The sequence below is a fragment of the Mesorhizobium sp. M0923 genome, from assembly GCF_040319365.1.
Taxonomy (GTDB): Bacteria; Pseudomonadota; Alphaproteobacteria; order Rhizobiales; family Rhizobiaceae; genus Mesorhizobium.
On sequence record NZ_JAMYNW010000005.1, the window covers coordinates 368715 to 387413 of the forward strand.

22 protein-coding genes and 1 tRNA gene are annotated in these 18699 nt (G+C 64.2%); 7 read left to right on the plus strand and 16 right to left on the minus strand.

The window, feature by feature from the left end; translation table 11 throughout:
• The first annotated feature begins 238 nt into the window (after positions 1 to 238).
• The gene (locus tag NKH89_RS11830; protein ID WP_352483018.1) at positions 239 to 760 is read left to right on the plus strand and encodes a hypothetical protein; all 522 of its coding nucleotides are present in this window, start codon (positions 239 to 241) and stop codon (positions 758 to 760) included.
• Positions 753 to 1376 carry a hypothetical protein gene (locus tag NKH89_RS11835; RefSeq protein WP_352908908.1) on the plus strand — a complete coding sequence of 208 codons (624 nt, stop codon included), beginning with the start codon at positions 753 to 755 and terminating at the stop codon, positions 1374 to 1376. Before NKH89_RS11830 ends, NKH89_RS11835 begins: the two co-directional genes overlap by 8 nt.
• An 11-nt stretch (positions 1377 to 1387) precedes the next feature.
• Here the strand turns inward: NKH89_RS11835 and NKH89_RS11840 are convergent, their stop codons facing one another.
• Together NKH89_RS11840 and NKH89_RS11845 are read right to left on the minus strand one after the other, a co-directional pair.
• A complete protein-coding gene (locus NKH89_RS11840) occupies positions 1388 to 1672 on the minus strand; it encodes a PilZ domain-containing protein (protein ID WP_352483022.1) in 285 nt (94 codons plus the stop codon).
• A gap of 175 nt (positions 1673 to 1847) precedes the next feature.
• Complete coding sequence (locus NKH89_RS11845; RefSeq protein ID WP_352483023.1) at positions 1848 to 2435, minus strand: BA14K family protein; 588 nt, start codon at positions 2433 to 2435, stop codon at positions 1848 to 1850.
• A gap of 187 nt (positions 2436 to 2622) precedes the next feature.
• Here NKH89_RS11845 and NKH89_RS11850 point away from each other — a divergent pair, with 187 nt between their 5' ends.
• Together NKH89_RS11850 and NKH89_RS11855 are read left to right on the plus strand one after the other, a co-directional pair.
• Entirely contained in the window at positions 2623 to 3735 is a 1113-nt protein-coding gene (locus tag NKH89_RS11850) for an endonuclease/exonuclease/phosphatase family protein (RefSeq protein ID WP_023720773.1), read from the plus strand.
• A 7-nt stretch (positions 3736 to 3742) separates the two neighbouring features.
• Positions 3743 to 4471, plus strand: a complete 729-nt coding sequence (locus NKH89_RS11855) for a hypothetical protein (protein ID WP_023720772.1) — start codon at positions 3743 to 3745, stop codon at positions 4469 to 4471.
• Here the strand turns inward: NKH89_RS11855 and NKH89_RS11860 are convergent.
• The 4 genes from NKH89_RS11860 to NKH89_RS11875 form a co-directional block, all read right to left on the minus strand.
• Positions 4468 to 4710: a hypothetical protein gene (locus NKH89_RS11860; RefSeq protein WP_023720771.1), complete on the minus strand. Its 243-nt coding sequence runs from the start codon at positions 4708 to 4710 to the stop codon at positions 4468 to 4470. The two genes, NKH89_RS11855 and NKH89_RS11860, sit on opposite strands and share 4 nt — an antisense overlap.
• Positions 4711 to 4823: 113 nt before the next feature.
• Positions 4824 to 6041 (minus strand): ABC transporter permease, encoded by a 1218-nt coding sequence (locus NKH89_RS11865; RefSeq protein ID WP_352495191.1) that lies wholly within the window; start codon positions 6039 to 6041, stop codon positions 4824 to 4826.
• A 2-nt stretch (positions 6042 to 6043) separates the two neighbouring features.
• Positions 6044 to 6751, minus strand: coding sequence for an ABC transporter ATP-binding protein (locus NKH89_RS11870; protein ID WP_352495192.1), 708 nt, complete (start codon positions 6749 to 6751; stop codon positions 6044 to 6046).
• A gap of 2 nt (positions 6752 to 6753) precedes the next feature.
• Complete coding sequence (locus NKH89_RS11875; RefSeq protein ID WP_352639666.1) at positions 6754 to 8046, minus strand: efflux RND transporter periplasmic adaptor subunit; 1293 nt, start codon at positions 8044 to 8046, stop codon at positions 6754 to 6756.
• 111 nt (positions 8047 to 8157) lie between these two features.
• On the opposite strand from NKH89_RS11875, the gene NKH89_RS11880 reads away from it, so the two are divergent.
• A complete protein-coding gene (locus NKH89_RS11880; protein ID WP_352908910.1) occupies positions 8158 to 9063 on the plus strand; it encodes a PhzF family phenazine biosynthesis protein in 906 nt (301 codons plus the stop codon).
• 344 nt (positions 9064 to 9407) lie between these two features.
• Positions 9408 to 9483, plus strand: a tRNA-Lys gene (locus tag NKH89_RS11885).
• Positions 9484 to 9561: 78 nt separating this feature from the next.
• Here NKH89_RS11885 and NKH89_RS11890 read toward each other — a convergent pair.
• From NKH89_RS11890 to cbiE, 8 genes are read right to left on the minus strand one after another with little or no spacing between them, the layout of a single operon-like run.
• On the minus strand, positions 9562 to 10302 hold the full coding sequence (locus NKH89_RS11890; RefSeq protein ID WP_023720767.1) for a hypothetical protein: 741 nt from the start codon (positions 10300 to 10302) through the stop codon (positions 9562 to 9564).
• Positions 10303 to 10328: 26 nt separating this feature from the next.
• Complete coding sequence (gene cobT, locus NKH89_RS11895) at positions 10329 to 11339, minus strand: nicotinate-nucleotide--dimethylbenzimidazole phosphoribosyltransferase (protein ID WP_023720766.1); 1011 nt, start codon at positions 11337 to 11339, stop codon at positions 10329 to 10331.
• A 24-nt stretch (positions 11340 to 11363) separates the two neighbouring features.
• Positions 11364 to 12125 (minus strand): adenosylcobinamide-GDP ribazoletransferase, encoded by a 762-nt coding sequence (gene cobS, locus NKH89_RS11900; protein WP_352855236.1) that lies wholly within the window; start codon positions 12123 to 12125, stop codon positions 11364 to 11366.
• Entirely contained in the window at positions 12122 to 13435 is a 1314-nt protein-coding gene (locus NKH89_RS11905) for a cobyrinic acid a,c-diamide synthase CobB (RefSeq protein ID WP_352908912.1), read from the minus strand. Before NKH89_RS11905 ends, cobS begins: the two co-directional genes overlap by 4 nt.
• Entirely contained in the window at positions 13432 to 14238 is an 807-nt protein-coding gene (gene cobA, locus NKH89_RS11910) for a uroporphyrinogen-III C-methyltransferase (protein WP_352496380.1), read from the minus strand. Before cobA ends, NKH89_RS11905 begins: the two co-directional genes overlap by 4 nt.
• Positions 14235 to 14999, minus strand: coding sequence for a precorrin-4 C(11)-methyltransferase (gene cobM / locus NKH89_RS11915; RefSeq protein ID WP_352496381.1), 765 nt, complete (start codon positions 14997 to 14999; stop codon positions 14235 to 14237). Before cobM ends, cobA begins: the two co-directional genes overlap by 4 nt.
• The gene (locus NKH89_RS11920; protein WP_023720761.1) at positions 14996 to 15376 is read right to left on the minus strand and encodes a cobalamin biosynthesis protein; all 381 of its coding nucleotides are present in this window, start codon (positions 15374 to 15376) and stop codon (positions 14996 to 14998) included. Before NKH89_RS11920 ends, cobM begins: the two co-directional genes overlap by 4 nt.
• Complete coding sequence (gene cbiE, locus NKH89_RS11925; RefSeq protein ID WP_352496382.1) at positions 15373 to 16614, minus strand: precorrin-6y C5,15-methyltransferase (decarboxylating) subunit CbiE; 1242 nt, start codon at positions 16612 to 16614, stop codon at positions 15373 to 15375. Before cbiE ends, NKH89_RS11920 begins: the two co-directional genes overlap by 4 nt.
• Position 16615: 1 nt before the next feature.
• Here cbiE and NKH89_RS11930 point away from each other — a divergent pair, with 1 nt between their 5' ends.
• Positions 16616 to 17398 (plus strand): cobalt-precorrin-6A reductase, encoded by a 783-nt coding sequence (locus tag NKH89_RS11930; protein ID WP_023720759.1) that lies wholly within the window; start codon positions 16616 to 16618, stop codon positions 17396 to 17398.
• On the opposite strand, the gene NKH89_RS11935 is transcribed toward NKH89_RS11930, so the two are convergent.
• The gene (locus NKH89_RS11935; protein WP_023720758.1) at positions 17362 to 18126 is read right to left on the minus strand and encodes a precorrin-3B C(17)-methyltransferase; all 765 of its coding nucleotides are present in this window, start codon (positions 18124 to 18126) and stop codon (positions 17362 to 17364) included. The two genes, NKH89_RS11930 and NKH89_RS11935, sit on opposite strands and share 37 nt — an antisense overlap.
• Positions 18123 to 18699: precorrin-2 C(20)-methyltransferase (locus tag NKH89_RS11940; protein ID WP_352908915.1), on the minus strand; the 577-nt coding region annotated here is incomplete at its 5' end. The genes NKH89_RS11940 and NKH89_RS11935, both read right to left, overlap by 4 nt.

Consider the following 18699-nt stretch of genomic DNA (forward strand, 5'->3'; position numbering starts at 1 on the left):
GGTACAATGTGTAAACAGTCTGGCGTTGAACATCCGCGACGGCGGTACAGTTCGATCTGTCCCGGGACCATGTGCCCACATAGGGTTCCGTGGCAAAGGCGCTGCCGCACGAAAATGTTAAGATCGAAATGAGCATCAAGAGATTTCGCATCATCGATTTCTTTCTTTCGACCGGGCCTCGGGCCATGCTAAAGCATCGATGCTTAAACTTCACAATGCTGCTGCTCCAGGGACTCAAATGATCATCCGCAAAGCAGCAGCTATTTTTCTGAGCATGCTGAGCCTGTTGCAAGCAGCGAACGCGACAGAATGTTCGCTCAGCCACGCGACCTATCGCGAGCCGCGTTCGGGAGCGACGATACAGTTCCGGCCCATCGACCGCGAACCGGCCGCGCTGACGACAGAGGTCTTTTCGCTGATCGTGCCCAATACCCCCATTCGCCTGCCATCGGACATCACCTGGACCAATGGCAAGTACTCGTTTCCTGTGGGGACGATTCGGCACACCTGCAACGACGACGATCGTGAGGCGGGTCTCGAGGACGGCACCGGGCTGTGCAGAGTGTGGGATGGGCAGGTCTATGCGTTCAACGCAGGCGGTGCCGAGCAGTTGAGCTCCCTCGAAGCCTCGCCGGCACCAACAGGGTTGCTGCCGCCTGACTTTGGCGCGATTTTTACCGAATGGCCCGATTTCGCCAAAGCCAACCCCGATGGTTCAGCCTGGGATGCCTTTACCTTGCCGGGTTGCAGCGATGAATAGCAAGAGACTGCCGGCCTGCATCTGCGCCGTGCCGGTCCTTCTGGCCATGGCCATCGGGGCGCGTGCCGACCAAAGCAAGCCGTCGCGTCCGCCTGTCGACAAATGCACCTGGGAACGGCTGGCGGACAGAGATGTCGGGCTGGCTGCCTGGGTACAGCGCTGCGATTTCGGATTCCGCCAGATCCATTTCGAGCTTGGCGGCAATGCTCTTGCCATCAAATACAGCGATGGCGGGCCGGCCGATCCCGTCGTCGAAGTCTTCGATATGCTGCCGGGCGAGGCCGCTGGCGCCGCGTTGCAGCGAATATACTCGCAGAAGACCGAGAAGGCTGTCAGCACACGTTGCGTGCTCATGCCTTACACCGAAGGGGTCACGCCCACGGGCACCCTGCGGTATGTCTTCAGTCCCGATGCCGTTTATCTCAGTGAATTGAAAGCCGTTGCAGACCCTGACGAGGTCGGCGAACCGCCATGCGGCGAATGGGGCGAAGCCCCGGACGGCATTCAGTATTTCGAGGTACAATCACCCGAGCTGCGAAAGCTTCTGTTCATTCGCGTTGGCCAGGAGGAGCCGCTGTTTGACGAGCAGACACTGCAAGTCCTGCCACCCGGATAGGGCCGGGAACCTCAACCGTAGTGCCAGCTGGGCTTTGGTTCGGTGCCGGTGAACATCACCCCAATTCGGTCCTCGCGGCGCCAGCGGACCTCCGCCTTGTAGGCAATGCCGTCGGTTGGAACGTAGAGCAGGAACTCATCGGGCACGCGCGCGTCGATCGAGACCTTCAATTCGGCACCGCCGGCATGCATGTTGCGCAGCGTGCATGTGACCTCGGAGTTGGTCATGCCGGTCAGGATCGCCGCGCCCTTCAAGACGCGCTGCCGGCGTTTGTCCCTCTGTTCGTCCTCGGCCATCGTACGCAATCCAGCGATCTTTCGCGTCTCGGGCGTTCTGATCGGGAGGATTATTAGACCTGGCTGATAAAAATAGCGTTATCGCTGGTGGAGGCTGGACGATTTTCGCGATTCCTGGCTGAAAGAAAAAGGCGCCGCGAAGCACGGCGCCGAATGATGCTTGTTGTCGGCCTGCTCAGCTATAGGGCGAATAGCATTGCTGGCGCGGGCCGTTGTAGGGCTGGAACGTGTTGTCCCAGGCGCGGTACGACCGGTAGCGATTGTAACACCATTGGACATGCGCGCTGGACAGCCGCTGTGTCCGGTAATAGCGCCGCGGTGGCGGCGCGTCGTAGTAGTTGTAGTTGTTGTACAGGCTGCCAAGGCCGAGCCCCAGGCCCAAGCCAAGAATCGCGGCGCCCGCACCACCATCATCATAGTAGCCGCCACGGTAATGGCGGCGATGATGGCGCCTACGCCAGCTGTCGTCCCAGCCGCCATTGTCCCAGTGTCTCGAAAAATGACGGCCGCGGAAATTGTTGGACCGCCATCTCCAATCATTGTCGCCGTGCCATTGCCGAAAGCCGCGATGGCGCCAACGCCAGATCTGCCTGTCGTTGCCGCCTGCCCAATCTTCACGAATTTGCACGATGTCGGCGGCATTGCCCGCCACCGGCAGCAGGGGTTTGGGCATCGGCCCGGCAAGCGAGGGGGCCGAGAGGCCGGCTATCAGACCGAGGGCCATCAGCCCGGATCTGACGGAAGATAAAAAGAGCGGTTTCATCGCACTCTCCTAAGATTCAGGCCCCACGCCCAGAATACCCAGGGAAGAGCCCATTCATGGAACTTTCCATCTGAACGGAGGATGAACAAAAAAGGTTCCATCAACCATGACGAGCGCGCGGTCAATCGGGGCCGCCTGGGTTCTACGCCCTTGTTTTCGAGCGCGCTTGCGGGCAAAGGTCAAAGCCATGTCGCTGCGCCTTGCCACATTCAACGTCGAAAACCTGATGAACAGGTTTGATTATTCCGGATACCGCAATCAGCTCAACGAAGATCGCACGCTGGCGCTTTTCGACATCCAGAGCGAGGCCGAATACAAGATGCTCGAGCAGGCGCGGGCGATCGCGCAGTCTGACGACACGCGGCAGTTGACGGCACTGGCGATCGCGGCCACCCGCGCCGACATCATCTGCATGCAGGAGGTCGACAATATCGAGGCGCTGAGGGCCTTCGAATATGGCTATCTGTTCAAGATGGTGGGGCAAGGCTACCGGCAGAAATACACCACCGCCGGCAATGATTCGCGCGGCATTGACGTCGCCGTGATGATGCGCAACGAGACCGCGCAGGGCCAGCCGATCGAATTCGTGCGTATGACCAGCTACGCCTATGTCACGTTCGAGCAATTCGGGCTGCACACGGCGGAATTGGCAGCGCTTGGACATCAGGCCAATGAACGCATCTTCCGGCGCGACTGCCTGGAAATCGATCTGACGGTGGCTGGCGCGCCGTTGACACTCTATCTCGTGCATTTCAAGTCGATGGGCTCTCCCCGCAACGGCCTCGACGGCCGTGAAGCAACAATGCCGCTGCGCATCGCCGAGGCGCAAGCGGTGCGGCGGATCATTGAGGAGCGCTTCGGCAAGGACCATGCCGCCGACAAACGCTGGGCAATCTGCGGCGACATGAACGACTACCGGCAGCGCGTGAAGATTACCGGCGATGCCGTCGACGGCTATCGCTTCGAGGTCATCGACGAGACCCGGTCCTGCATCGACGTGCTCACTGCCGGCGGTTTTTGCGAAAACGCGGTCGAGCGGCGGCCGGAAATGGATCGCTGGACTTTCTATCACACGCGCGGACCGGAAGAGCGGCATCTCTGCCAGCTCGACTACATCCTTTTGTCGAGGGCGCTAGCCAGGCAGAACGCCACCGCCGTTCCCGATATCATCCGCAACGGCCAGCCCTGGCGGACCATATTTCCGGCGGGCCAGGAGGTCGAGCGCTTTCCACGCGCCGGGTGGGACCGGCCTAAGGCATCCGACCATTGCCCGGTAGCAATTGCCCTCGACATGGCGTGAGACACGCGTGAGTTTCGACCTGCCGCGCAACGTCATCCTGCCGGTCGATGCCATCGACGTCAGGCTCGATCCCGGCCCACATCCGTTCGAGCGCGATAATGCCGAGGCGATCGCCGCAAACTGGCGGCGTGAGACCGCAGCCAAGCCGGCGCTTTTTGACGGCACCGTGGTGCTGCTTTCCGCTCTCAGCTATCGCGACAATCGCCTCGTCGGCCGCTGCCATGCGGTGCGTTATTCGACCTTCATGCTTTGGCGCAGCAATAGGCAGGTGCCTGGCGCCGAACATGCCTACGCGCACGCCATGCTGGTCGCCGGCGACAACGCGTTGGTGGCGATCCGCATGGCGCCGCATACGGTCAATGCCGGGCGCGTCTACTTCGCCGCCGGTTCGTTCGAGCCAACCGATTTCCACGACGGCCTTGTCGACGTCGACTTCAACATGATCCGCGAGGTGCGGGAAGAGACCGGCCTCGACCTATCAGGCGCGGCACGCGGCAGGCACCATTACGCCCTGTCGACGGCAAGCGGCACGGTGATCTTTCGCCGCTACCGCGAGACGGCCTCCGCCGACGACCTGGCACAGCGGATCAGCGCTTTCGTCGCCGCCGAGTCAGAGCCTGAAATCGAAGGCCCCGTCATCATCCGCAATGCCGCCGATCTGCCGGACGGGCTGATGCCGCATATGAGACCGCTGATCGAATGGCACTTTGCGAGCGAGCAAGGCTTCCGACTCTAACGTCGTAGCCTGCCTTCAATAGCCTTGCGGTCGTTGCGGGCGGCGACAAAATACAACAGCACGCCGAGACCCAGGAGCGCCCCCATCGCCGTTCCCATCGTCTGCCCAATTACCTGCTGGAAGTCAGCGGTGACGCGATCGGGATTCTCCATCCCATAAAGGATCAAATTCCACCAAAGCCCTGCCAAGGCGGCTTCGACGATCACAATCGCCAGAGCCAGTCGCGCTTTCTTGCTCATCCATTGTTCCCCCTTAGTCCCCAACAGCATTGTTATCATTGCAGAATGTGCTGCGACAAGGGCAGGTTGCATAAAAAATCGGCAGCGTCTGGAGGCGACACTTGCTGCAACGCCTACTCATGTCTCAGCGCGTCGATCGGGTTAAGCCGCGCGCCGCGCAGCGCCGGGAAGAAGCCGAACACCATTCCGATCAGCGCGGAGAAGCCGACCGCAAGCAGGATGACCGCCGGGCTTGGCGCAAACGGGATCGTCAGCGTCAGCGAGGCAAGGCCGGCAAGCGCCAGGCCGATCAGGATGCCGATGATGCCGCCAAGCAGCGACAGCACGGTTGCCTCGACCAGGAACTGGATGAGGATATGCTTTTCGTGGGCGCCGATGGCGAGCCTGATGCCGATCTCGCGCGTGCGCTCGGTTACCGACACCAGCATGATGTTCATGATGCCGATGCCGCCGACGAGCAGGCTGACGCCGGCGACGGCGCCGAGCATGCCAGTCATGGTGGTGGTCGCGCTGGCCATGGCATCGGCGATCTGGGTCATGTCGCGGATCGAGAAATCATCGTCACGGTCGGGCGTGATGCGGCGTGTGTCGCGCAAGATGTCCTCGACGCGCTGCTGCAGCACCGTGGTCAGCGTACGGTCGTCGGCGGCGACATAGATCGAGTCGATGTCGCGATTACCGGCAATGCGACGCTGATAGGCGGCAAGCGGCATCAGCACGACATTGTCCTGGTCCTGGCCGAAGCCGGTATAGCCCTTCGGTTCGAGCAGGCCGATGATCTTGCAGGAGGTGCGGTTGACGCGGATGATCTCGCCTTCGGGATCGCCGGCGCCGAAGAACTGCTGGCGCACCGTCTCGCCGACGAGGCAGACGCCGGTGCCGGAGCGGGTTTCCGAATCGCTGAAGGGGCGGCCCGAGACCAGCTTCCAGTCGCGGGCATCGAGATAGGCGCTGTCGGTGCCGGTGACGCCCGAGGTCAGGCTTTCGGTGCCGAAAATGACGCGCACCTGCTTTTGCGACGCCGGCGAGATGGCGCGCGCGCCGTCCAGGTGCGCGACAAGCGCGGCGAAGTCCTTGTCGGCAAGAGGCCGGACCACCTGGTCGAGCCCTCCCGGGCCGCCGGGTCCGGCCGGCCGGCCGGAACGAATGACGAGCAGGTTGCTGCCGAGCTTGGAAATGTCGGACTTGACCTTCTCGGTGGTGCCCGAGCCGATGGTCAGCATGGCGATAACGGCGGCGACGCCGATGACGATGCCGAGCAGTGTCAGGAACGAGCGCAGCACGTTGCGGCGGATGGAGCGGAGCGAGAGGCGAACGGTTTCCCAGATCATGGCTAGGCCATCTCGAGATTGGCTGTGTCCGAGGCGACATGGCCATCGAGGAAACGGATCGTGCGCTGCGCACAGCCGGCAACATCGGCTTCGTGCGTGACCATCGCGATGGTCAGACCGAGCTCGGTATTCAACTGCGTCAGGAGCTCCATGATCTCGTGCGTGCGGGCGGTGTCGAGATTGCCGGTCGGTTCGTCGGCGACGAGCAGCGTCGGCCTGGTGACGATGGCGCGCGCGATCGCCACGCGCTGCTGCTGGCCGCCGGACAGCTCGGCCGGCGTATGATGCTCGCGGCCGATAAGGCCGACCTCGGCAAGTGCCTGCATGGCCAGGCCGCGGCGCTCGCGGGCACCGACGCCGCGATAGATCAGCGGCAGTTCGACATTCTCGGCCGCCGTGGTGCGCGGCAACAGATTATAGCCCTGGAAAACGAAGCCGACATAAAGATTGCGCAGCTGAGCACGGCGGTTGCGGTCGAGACGGCCGGCGTCGATGCCTTCGAAGCTGTAGGTCCCGGCCGTCGGCGTGTCGAGGCAGCCAATGATGTTCATGGCCGTCGATTTGCCCGAGCCGGACGGGCCCATGATGGCGACGAATTCGCCGCGCCTGATGGCGAGGTCGACGCCGGCCAGCGCATGCACCCGGGCTTCGCCCTGGCCATAGCTTTTGCAGACCTTGTCGAAGCCGATGAGGGTCGCGCCGGATGCCACGATCAGCTCCTCTGCTGCGAGGCGGTAATGACTTGCGCGCCTTCCTCGAGGCCGGAAACGATCTCGGTCAGTTCGCCATCTGTCGAGCCGACCTTGACGTTGACCGGATGCGGCCGCCCATTCTCCAGCACGTAGAGCGTGCGCGAGCCGTCGGTGGGCTTCGTCGCCGCCTGGCGCTGGCGGTTGCCTCCGGGGCGTCCCATGCGGCCAGTGAACAGGTCGGTGAGGCTCCAACCGCGCTCCGCCGTCTGCGCCGGCCGGTAGCGGAAGGCGATGGACGGCACGGTTAGCACGTTTTTGGCCTGCTTGGTGACGACCGAGACGGTGGCGGTCATGCCGGGCCGCAACAGAAGCTCGCTGTTGTCGACATCCAGCCTTGCATCGTAAGTGACGACGCCGTCGGTAGTGACCGAGGCATAGGAAATGTCGCGGATTTCGGCGTCGAATGGCCGTTCAGGGAACGCATCGACGGTGAAGCGCGCATGCTGGCCGGGTTTGACGGCGCCGATGTCGGCCTCGTCGACCGCAGCCTTCAGCTCCATGTTCTTCAGATCCGCTGCGATGACGAACAGCACCGGCGCCTGCAGCGACGAGGCGACCGTCTGGCCGGGGTCGACCGAGCGCGTCAATATGATGCCGTCGATGGGAGCGTAGATGGTGCTCTTGGCAAGATCCGTCTGCTGCGCCTTGAGATCGGCATTGGCCATGGCGAGGTTGGCTCTGGCGATATCGAGCGCCGCCTTCGAGCGGTCGCGCGTGGCGGTTGCCGCTTCAAGCGACTGGTCCGTCGCCATGCCGCGCTTGGTCAATTGCGCCGCGCGCACCAGGCCCTTTTCGTTTTCGGCCAGGGTCACGGTGGCGTCCTCGACGCTCGCCGCCGCCGCCTTGGCGGAGGCCTGGGCGCGCTCGATCTGGACCTCCAGCTTGGCAGTGTCGAGCGCGGCCAGCACATCGCCCTTCTTCACCAGCTGGTTCTCGTTGACCGAGACCGAGCGGACGACGCCGGAGAGTTCGCTGGAAATATCGACCTGGGTGAGGGGCTGCAGCGTGCCAGTAGCCGAAACCGCGACGGTAAGATCGGCCATGGCAGCCAGTGTCGTGGTATACTCGATCTTGGCGGGCGAGCCCGCGTACCACTCATAGCCGGCAAAAGCCGCGGCGACGGCAAGCAGTGCGAACACTGCGTAAAGCCAACCGCGACGGCGTTTTGTCTTCAGGCCCTGGTGGTCAAGCCCGAGCGCCGTCTCGATGGCGGAAGTGGAATCCGTCTTTGGCAGATTGACAATCTGGTCCACGCCGGACCCCTATGTTCAGTGATGTCCCATCAGTGCACAAATCAGGCCTAATGGTTCAAAATTCAAATTAAATTTCGCTCATGTTGGGAATGAGGCAGAGGACTTACTGAAATGCAGAAGCGGAATTACTTGCTTTACGACGTATTCACCACCACCCGGCTGGCCGGCAATCCGCTGGCCGTGGTACTCGACTGCGACGGGCTGGACGTTGCGGCGATGCAGGCGGTGGCGCGCGAGTTCAACCTGTCCGAAACCGTCTTCGTGCTGCCGCCCGACAACCCGAAGCACCGGGCCCGCATCCGAATCTTCACGCCTCACTATGAAATGCCGTTCGCCGGCCACCCAACTGTCGGCTCGGCGATAGCGCTCGCCGAAATGGCGGGAGAGGCCGCCGGCATCTTCGTGCTCGAGGAGAATATCGGCCCGGTGCGCTGCGCTGTCAGCAAGCACGATGGTTCGACCTTCGCCGAGTTCGACCTGGCAAAACTGCCGGCGCAGCTGGAATTGTCGGCCGATCCCGAGGCGATCGGTGCGGCCCTTGGCCTTGGGCCGCACGAGATCGGCTTCGAGAACCACCGCGTTTCATTTTGGTCGGCTGGAGTGCCTTACGTGACCATCCCCGTCGCCAATCTAGAGGCGGCTGCCCGGATCAGGCTGGACAACCAGGCGTGGACGGAACTGGCGCCGCGCAAGAGCGAATGGGCCTTCGCCAGCCCCTATGTGTATTGCCGCGAGACGGTGCACCACGACAGCGCCTTCCATGTCCGCATGGTCGTACCCGGCAACCCTTCCTACGAAGACCCGGCGACCGGCTCGGCGGCCGCCGCCTTCGCCGGCGCGATCATGCATTTCGACCGGCCGACGGATGGTGCGTCGCAGCTGTGGATCGAGCAAGGGCTGGAGATGGGCCGGCCGTCGCGCATTCGCCTCGAACTGAATGTCGAAGGCGGCAAACTGGCAGCCGCCCGCATCGGCGGCCATGCGGTCAAGGTGGCGGAAGGCAAGCTGTTTGTCTGATCCTACCTTACGCTTCGTCTTCCTAGGGCGGAGCAGGAGCGAAGCGACTCGCGAAGACTCTGGGATCCATGCCGTGACCGGACGGCAACGCGCCGACGGTGCAAGCTGGACTTCAACTAGCCGCCGTCTTTCTGCTCATTTGCGGACGGATGCTAATCCGCGTCGCTGCGTTCTTCGACGACTGTCACGGCACGGGTCCCAGGGTCTGCGCTCCGCTTCGCGTTCGCTCCGCCCAGGGATGACGAGACCCCCGGTGCGATTTGTCGGGAAATGAATCCGGCAGGGCTGGACATGGCGGATGTCGGCGGCTATATGCCGGCCAACGCCGGTTTTGCCGGCCGAGTGGGTGCGTAGCTCAGTTGGTAGAGCAGCTGACTCTTAATCAGCGGGTCCACAGTTCAATCCTGTGCGCACCCACCAAATTTTTCAGAAAATTGGTGGAAAGACCTAGAAAGCGGGATGTTTCGCCGCTGTCGGGTGGCCGCATTTATGCAACCGCTATTGGATAGTTGGCCGCAGACAGCTGAGGATCGCCCGCACTATGGCCAAGACGCCGTCGACGGCATCGAAGTTTGTCCTGCTTTTACCGACGGTCCATTTAAGGTCGGGTGCTTCGGGCAAACGGAGGTCCTGACAGACAAACCAGCCTGAAAGCATAAAGAGGTCTAGATGTCTCGGATCGCCTTCCGAATAGTAAGGAAATTGGAAGAACAATCTTACGGGGCCACCGTATGCTAGCTTGAAAGTCATCGAGAATCTAATATCATGACCAAATTTGTCTTCGAAGATTCCGCTAAAACTAAGGTCTCGGGCATCGTATTGATGCCATTGCGTCGATAGCCCCAAAGAACTCCAAGCCTTAAGGGTATGGGCTTTCAGCTCCTTGCGATTAGGGAATTTTGCCTCTTCAGGGTTATAGGGAGTAGGCGGATCGACATAGTCCGTCTCGGTTCTCCACTCCTCCGCAGCGCTGCGAAGATCTTCGAAAATCTGAACGATTTTCGGATTTGTCTGCTCGCCGGAAAAAATTGAAATTCGCCATTGAGAAATCATCTCGCACAGTTCTTCGACCGTATGGCCGGATCGCTCTGCCCAATCCGCCGTGGCCAGTATCCACGGCGAATTGTATTTCAACCCAGCAAAAGCTCCGCTCTTGCTGTCGAAATCTTCGATAATCCGAGCAAGAATATCGCGAAGCCCCTGTTTGGGGTTTCCGAAATGTTGCGAGGGTTCGTTCATCGACGCAGCCCAAACTTTGCGAGCGTTTACGTCTCCGAAACACCAGCCTCAGCAAAGCTTGCCATGCGGGCGTGGCATTCGAGCGCTGAACGAACAATGTTGACGGCGAGGCAGGCGCCGGAGCCTTCGCCGAGCCGCATGCCGAGATCAAGCAGCGGCGGCAGGCCGAGCGCTTCGAGCAGGCGGCGATGGCCGGATTCGGCGGAGACGTGGGCAGCGAGTGTGTGGGCGAGGCCTGCCGGGTGCAGTTTCGCCAGGGGTGCGGCGGCGGCGGTGCAGACGAAGCCGTCGAGCAGCACCGGCACACCAAGACGGCGAGCGGCGAGCGTTGCGCCGAAGATGGCGGCGAGTTCGCGCCCGCCAAGCGTGGCTGCGATCTGCAGGGGATCAGTGAGAGCCTCGGCGTGGCGCTTGAGGCCGGCCTCGATGGCGACGATCTTGCGCACAAGGCCGGCATCATCGACGCCGGTGCCGCGCCCGGTCCATCTTTCCGCGCCGCCGCCGAACAGCGCGGTTGAGATGGCCGCCGCCGGGGTGGTGTTGCCGATGCCCATTTCACCGAAGCAGACGAGGTCGAGATCCTTGCTGACCGCGTCGTAGCCCGCGGAGACAGCGGCGAGGAAGGCCTCGTCATTCATTGCGGGTCCTTGGGTGAAATCGCCGGTCGGACGGTCGAGGTCGAGCGGGATGACGTCGAGTTCGGCACCGGCAATGCGGGCAAGCTGGTTGATGGCGGCGCCGCCGCCGGCGAAATTCGCCACCATCTGCACGGTGACTTCCGAGGGGAAGGCCGACACGCCCTGTGCGGTGACGCCGTGATTGCCGGCGAAGACGAAGACCTTGACGCGGTCGAGTTTTGGCATGTCGCGGCCCTGCCAGCGCGCCAGCCAGGCGGCTATCGCCTCCAGCCGGCCGAGGCTGCCTTGCGGCTTGGTCAGGGTGTCCTGGCGGTGGGCGACGGCATTGGCCGCGGCGTCGCTGCCATTGGGCAGGTCGAGGCAGGCGGCGCGCAGTTCATCGAGCGATTTGAAAGGCATGGGGGCAAAATCTCCGAAACAGAGTCAGGATAGGGAAACGGAAGCGACGAGCAGGATTGCGATCTCGCCGAGCTGCTGAAGGGCGCCGACGGTGTCGCCGGTCTGGCCGCCGATCTGATTGAGGCAAAGCGCGCGGAAGGCGGCGAATAACAGACCGAGCAGGATGATCGCGAAAACGGCAGCGCCGAACCCAAGCGCCAGCAGTGGGATGGCGCCGAGCACGGCCCCGATACCAGCGGTCTCGGCCGAGACCGTCCCCGCATTGGCCGAGAGGCCGTCTGCGCGCGCTGGCGGCAACAGGTGCATGAACGCGCCGAGCAGGCCGCGCGAAGCGGCATGCGCGGCTATGAGGGCCCAGAACACGTAGACCGGGCCGGCGAGTTCGGCGAGCACGGTCCAGCGGATCAGCAGCGAGACAGCAAGTGCACAAGCGCCGTAGGCACCGATGCGGCTGTCGCGCATGATCTCCAGCTTTCTGTCGCGTGTCTTGCCGCCGCCAAAACCGTCGGCGACATCCGAAAGCCCGTCCTCATGCAGACAGCCGGTGGCGAGCAAGATCGCGGCAAGGGTCAATGCGGCGGCAGACCCTCCGGCCAGGCCGAGCCTTGTCCCGATGGCGTAGACCAGCGCACCGGCCAGAGCGACGGCGAGGCCGGCCACGGGCGCCGCCCAGATCGCGGCAGCAAGGCTACGGACGCGGAAGTCGGTTCTCGGCAGCGGCAGCCGGGTGAAGAAGACGAGGCAAAGCGCGATGTCCTCGAAAATCTGCCGTTGCGAGGCCTTCATCCACCCCTCGCAATGGCATGGAAGAAGGTGCCGCTGACATGGCCGCGCCGGTAGCCGGAGGCGCCGAGCGGATTGCCTTGCCCATCGGCGAGGTCGGCCAGCGGCTCGTCATTGCCGGTCGCGATCATCTGCGCATAATGGAATTCGTGGCCGCGGATCAGCGTGCCGTGGCTGCCGAGCGGGCACCCGGAACGCAGCCGCGCCTCGCGGTAGCCGAGATTCATCTTGCGCTTGGCGAAGCTGGTCGAATGACCGAGCAGGCCAAGCATTCGATGCGTCTCGCCCGACGCGTCCTCGAGCGCCTCGCCGAGCACCATGAAGCCGCCGCACTCACCATGCACCGGCCGCGTAGCGGCGAACCGCGCCATGCCGGCTCTGAAATTCGCCGCGGCGGCGAGGCGACCGGCGTGAAGCTCGGGATAGCCGCCGGGCAGCCAACAGACATCGCAATTGTCGCCTGGTGCTTCGTCGGCGAGTGGCGAGAAGGGAATAATCTCGGCGCCGGCCTTGCGCCAATGCATGGCGACATGCGGATAGAGGAAGCTGAAGGCGGCGTCCTCGGCAAGTGCAATGCGCTGGCCGGGGGGCGGCAGCGCGTCGCCGAAATTGCCCGGCGCGGGCGTGAATGGCGCCGCCAGCGCCATGATGGCGTCGAGGTCGAGCGAGCGCTCGACCATGTCGGCCAGCCGGTCGAGGTGCGCCATCAGATTCTCATATTCGCCGGCCTGGACGAGGCCGAGATGGCGCTCGGGCAGGTTGAGCGAGGGATCGCGCAAGATAGCGCCGACGACAGGCAGCCCGAGTGCCTCGATGGCATCGCCGCATAGCCGGCGGTGGCGCTCGCTGCCGAGCCGGTTGAGCACGACCCCCGCCATGCGCACATCCGGATCGTAGGTGGCAAAACCCTTGGCGACGGCCGCTGCCGTGGTCGACTGGCCGGAAACGTCGAGCACCAGCAGCACCGGCAGGCCGTAGAGCCGGGCAAGGTCGGCAGCCGAGCCGGACCGTCCTGGAGCAGCCGGAATCCCGTCGAACAGGCCCATGGCGCTTTCGAGAAAGATAAATTCGGCATCCTCGTTCGCTTCACCAGCCAGCGCGTTGAGCAGGGCAGGCGGCATTGCCCAACTGTCGAGATTGACGCCGGACAGGCCGGTGGCTGCGGCGTGGAAGCCGGGATCGATATAGTCCGGGCCGGATTTGGCGCCGCGCACCTTCAGGCCGCGCCGGGCGAGCGCGCGCAGAATGCCGATGGTGACGCTGGTCTTGCCCGAGCCCGAGCGCGGCGCGCCGATGATGATGGCGCGGGTCATGACTCACCCGCCAATGCCGCGCGCATCGCGACGATGCCGCCAACGACGATCAGCGCCGGCGAGGTCAGACCGGCGGCCGCTGCCTCTTCCGCAATGGTGGCGAGCGTGGCGACGACGATCCGTTCCTGCGGTGTCGTCGCAGCGACAATTACCGCGGCGGGCGTCGAAGGCGCCAGCCCGCCCTCAAGCAGCGAGGCGGCGATCAGCGGGAGATTGGCCATGCCCATATAGATGACCACCGGCTGGCCGGTACGGGCGATGGCCGCCCAGTCGAGATCGTCATCGGTGCCGGCGGCGTGACCGGTCGCCAGGATCAGCGCCTTGTTGATGCCGCGCATGGTGCCGGGAATGCCGGTGGCGGCCAGCGCGCTGAGGCCGGACGTCAGGCCAGGCAGGATGTGGAACGGGATGGTTTCCCCGGCCAGCGCCAGCGCCTCTTCGCCGCCACGCCCGAAAATATAGGGGTCGCCGCCCTTCAGCCTGACGACGCGCCGGCCCTCGCGCGCCAGCCGGACCAGCAGAGCGGTGATGTCGTCCTGCTTCATCGATGGTTTGCCACCGCGCTTGCCGGCATAGAACAGTTCCGCGCCCTCGGCGACGGCGACGACTTCGGGCGAGACCAGCGCGTCATAAACCAGCGCGTCGCACTGTCCGAGGGCGGCCAGCACTTCCAGCGTCAGGCAGCCGGGATCGCCAGGGCCGGCGCCGGCCAGCCAGACATGTCCGGGCTCCAGCTGGCGCGGCTTGAAGTTCAGCCGGGTGAGCGCCTGCTCGACAGTAGTGTTTCTATTGCTGCCGCTCACGATCCGTCTCGTCCGCGAAAACGCCGCTGGTAGTGGGCGTCGTAAAGTGAACTTTCACTAAAATCTTCCGCCGCCAGCGAGCGGCCGACGAAGATGATCGCCGTGCGTTCCATCGGATCCGCGCCTAGCTGCGCCTCAATGGTCGCCAGCGTGCCGGTCAACACCCGCTCGTCCGGCCAGGAGGCGCGGAAGACGACCGCGACTGGGCAGTCGGCGCCGTAGTAGGGCGTCAGCTCGGCGACGACGCGGTCGACAGCGTGGATGGCGAGGTGGATGGCGAGCGTGGCGCCGGTGCGGCCGAAGCCGGCCAGTGTTTCTCCGGGCGGCATTTTCGAGGCGCGGCCGGAGATGCGGGTCAGCACCAGGCTTTGCGCGACTTCCGGAATGGTCAGCTCGCGGCGCAGCGCGGCGGCCGCGGCGGCAAAAGACGGCACGCCCGGCGTCAGCGTGTAAGGGATGCCGTGCTTTTCCAGCCGGCGGATCTGCTCGGCAACGGCGCTCCACACGGAAAGGTCGCCAGAATGGAGGCGGGTGACATCATGGCCGGCCGCGTGGGCTGCCAGATATTCGGCCTCGATCTCGTCGAGTGACATCGGCGCGGTGTCGATCAACATCGTTCCGGGCGCGCAGTGCTGCAACAGCTCCGGCGCGACGATCGATCCGGCATAGAGGCAGACGGGACAACTGCCGAGCAGACGGCTCCCGCGCAAGGTGATCAGATCGGCGGCACCCGGGCCGGCGCCGATGAAATGGACGGTCATACCGCATCTCCGCTGATGGCGATGGCGCAGGTGACAGCACCGAGCACGGTGCGTGGTCCGAGCAGTTTTGCGCCTTTGCCGGCGGCGGCAAGCGCGGAGGCTTCGGAAACCGACGGCGTGCCGGCGTGCTCCTGTGATAGGTTGGAGTGGCTGGTTGTAGATGCAGCTTTGAGTTCGTCCTGCTCGACAACGATCACCGGAAGGCGGAGTTCGCGTCCGGCGGCGAAGATTGCCGCTTCATCCTGCTTGAGAGACGCGGTCGCGAGCGCCGAAAGCGCGGGCAGGGCAAGCCCGTGCGCCTCCAGCGCGGTTTCTACCGCAGCAAGCACGTCGCGTGCGCTGACGCCTTTGCGGCTGCCGATGCCCGCGACCATCATGGCTTCACCCAGCTCCATTGGGTGACCGGCATAGCCGGCCGCCAAGCCTGCATCGAACCGACCGGCGAAGCACGGGATATGGCGATGCGGGTGAGCTCGCCGCCGAGCGCAGCGTGACGGGAAAGCAGCAGTGCCTCCATCTCCAGCGTCACCGCGTTGGCGACGAGGCGGCCGCCGGCGGGTAAGGCATCGATGGCTCTTTCCAGCACGCCGGCATCGCTGCCGCCGCCGCCGATGAAGATCGCCGCCGGCGTTTCCAGTCCGGCAAGAGCTTGCGGTGCCGAACCTTCAACGACGGCGAGACCGGGAACGCCGCAGGCCGCGGCGTTGTGTCGGATGCGCGCGGCGCGGGCCGGATCGCCTTCGACGGCGATGGCGCGCATGGAGGGATGCGCGAGCATCCATTCGACGCCGATGGAGCCGGAGCCGGCGCCAATGTCCCACAGCAGTTCGCCGCGCCTTGGCGCGAGAGCGGACAGGGTGACGGCGCGCACTTCGCGCTTGGTGATCTGGCCGTCGTGCTCGAACAAATGATCGGCAAGGCCCGATGTCAGCGGCAGGACGCGTGATTGCGGGGTCGAATCAACTTCGATTGCGAGCACGTTGAGTGGGTTGATCTTTTCGAGGTCGAAAGCGCCGGCGTTCGCCGAGCGCAGCCTTTCGTTCTGCCCACCCAGCGCCTCCAGAACCGTCAACCGCGAGGCGCCGAAGCCGAGTTCGGTCATGAGACGGGCAATCGCTTCCGGTGCATCGCTATCCGAGGTCAGCGCCAGAATGCGGGTGCAAGGATGCAGCAACGGCCGGATCAGGTCGAGCGGGCGGCCATGCAGCGAAATGGTCTCGACGTCCTGTAGCGCCCAGCCCAAGCGTGAGGCGGCCAGCGAGAAGGCCGAGGGCGCGGGGATCACCCGCATATCCTCCGCCGCGACCTTGCGGGCGAGGGTGACGCCGACACCGTGGTAGAAGGGATCGCCGGAGGCCAGCACGCAGACGCGTCTGCCGGAGAGCGCCAGCACGTCGCGCATTTCGGCATCGAAAGGCGTCGGCCAGGCGCGCGCTTCACCTTTGGCGAGCGATGCGACGAGGGCCAGGTGGCGCTTGCCGCCGAAAACGAATTCGGCACCCGCGATCAACTGCTTGGCCTCGTCGCCGAGACCCGCTACACCGTCCTCGCCGATGCCGATGATCGTGAGCCATTTTGGAGTGAGCACGGCGGCGCGCGGACCTTCAGCAGGCATGATGACCCACCGCATTCTGATCCTCGGCGGAACCACCGAAGCCCGGCAGGTGGCCGGAATACTCTCGGTGCGCTCCGATCTCGCGATTACGCTGTCGCTGGCCGGCCGCACTGAAAACCCGGCCGCGCAAGGCGTGCCGGTGCGGGTTGGCGGCTTTGGTGGCGTCGACGGGCTGGCGTTGTATCTCCACGAGACGGACGTCGACCTGCTGATCGACGCCACGCATCCCTATGCGGCGCAGATCTCCGCCAATGCGGCGGAAGCAGCGCGCCGATCCGGCGTGCCGATCGTTGCGCTCAAGCGCCCAGGCTGGGAGCCTGCCGAAGGTGACCAGTGGACGCTGGTCGACGGTGTTACCAGCTCGGTGACGGCGCTGGGATCGGCGCAGCGCCGCGTGTTCCTGGCGCTCGGACGGCAGGAGATCACTGCCTTCGAGGCTGCACCCCAGCACCACTATCTCATCCGTAGCGTCGATCCGGTCGAACCAAGACTTACTGTGCCCGACGCGACCTATCTCTTGGCGCGCGGGCCGTTCCAGGAGCCGGACGAACACTCGCTGCTTCAAGAGCACCGCATCGATGTCGTCGTTTCCAAAAACAGCGGCGGCGAAGCGACCTACGGCAAGATCGCCGCAGCGCGGGCGCTCGGCATCGAGGTGGTCATGATCCGCAGGCCGGCGTTGCCGGACGTCACGTCGGCTGAGACGGTCGAATCTCTTGCCGCGATGGTCGATCATTTTCTGGTCGGTCATGTTCTTGGGCCCGCTGCCGACCGCGGCGTGTAGACCAGCGCTGGTTTTTCACCGCGCTTGATGATCCGGGTTTCCGGTGAACCGATGATGATGCAGGTGGCCATGTCGGCATTTTGCGCATCGGCTTCCGCCAGCAAGAAAACTTCGATGCGCTCGTCGGGACGGCCGGCGGCGCGACCGAAGATCACCGGCGTGGTGCCCGGCAGGATCGCGGCAAGGCATTCGAAGGCGCGGCCGAGTTGCCAGGGGCGCGCCTTGCTGATCGGATTGTAGAGCGCGATGACGAAGCCGGCGCCGGCCGCGGCCAGCAGGCGCAGCTCGATCAAATCCCACGGCTTCAGATTGTCTGACAGCGAGATGGCGCAGAAATCATGGCCGAGCGGCGCGCCGATGCGGGCGGCGACGGCGAGCATGGCGGTGATGCCAGGCACGATGGCGATGTCGACCGCGCGCCACTCGACCGGCCCCGCCTCGATCGCCTCGCAGACGGCCGCCGCCATGGCGAAGACGCCGGGATCGCCGCCCGATACGACCGCGACATTGTGGCCTTCCGCAGCCTTCAGCAGCGCGTCCCTGGAGCGCGCTAGCTCCTCGCGATTGTCGGAAGCGACGCGAATCTGGTCGGGACGCAGATCAAGCCGGTCAAGATAAGGCTTGTAGCCGTAGAAGAATTTCGCCTCGGCGACGGCCCGGTTCGCTTCCGGCGTCACCTGGTCGGCGTTGCCAGGCCCCAGGCCGATGACGGTCAGGCGGCCGCTCATGCTTCGGCTCCCAATGCGCTTGGCCGCCCCGACCAGCCGGCGACCAGCACGATGGCGAAATAAGGCGCCTGGTCGTCCTTTTTGTCGGCAAGCCGCATCGAGACGCCGCCCGGCATGGTGCCGCGCTCGACATAGATGGCCCGCGGCAGCTTGTCGGTCGCCTCCAGCGCACGCCTGATCTTGGGCAAGTTGCGGCCGACCTTCATGATTACGGCGGCATCGGTGTCGGCGAGGCGGCGCGTCAGCTCGAATTCGCTCATGGTGCCCGGCAGCACCGTCAGCACGTCGTCGCCCTGGACGATCGGTAGGCCGGTCGCCGACCAGCAGCCGGACATGGCGGTGACGCCGGGAATGACTTCGGTCGGAAAGCGATGCGCCAGCCTGACATGCAGATGCATGTAGGAGCCGTAGAAAAGCGGGTCGCCTTCCGAGAGCACCACAACCATCCTGCCGGCGCTGAGATGCTCGGCAACCTTTTCGGCCGACTGCTCGTAGAAATCCGTGATCTGCGAGCGATAGTCGCCATGATCCTTGTCGATCTCGGTCGTCACCGTATAAATAAAAAAAAACAAT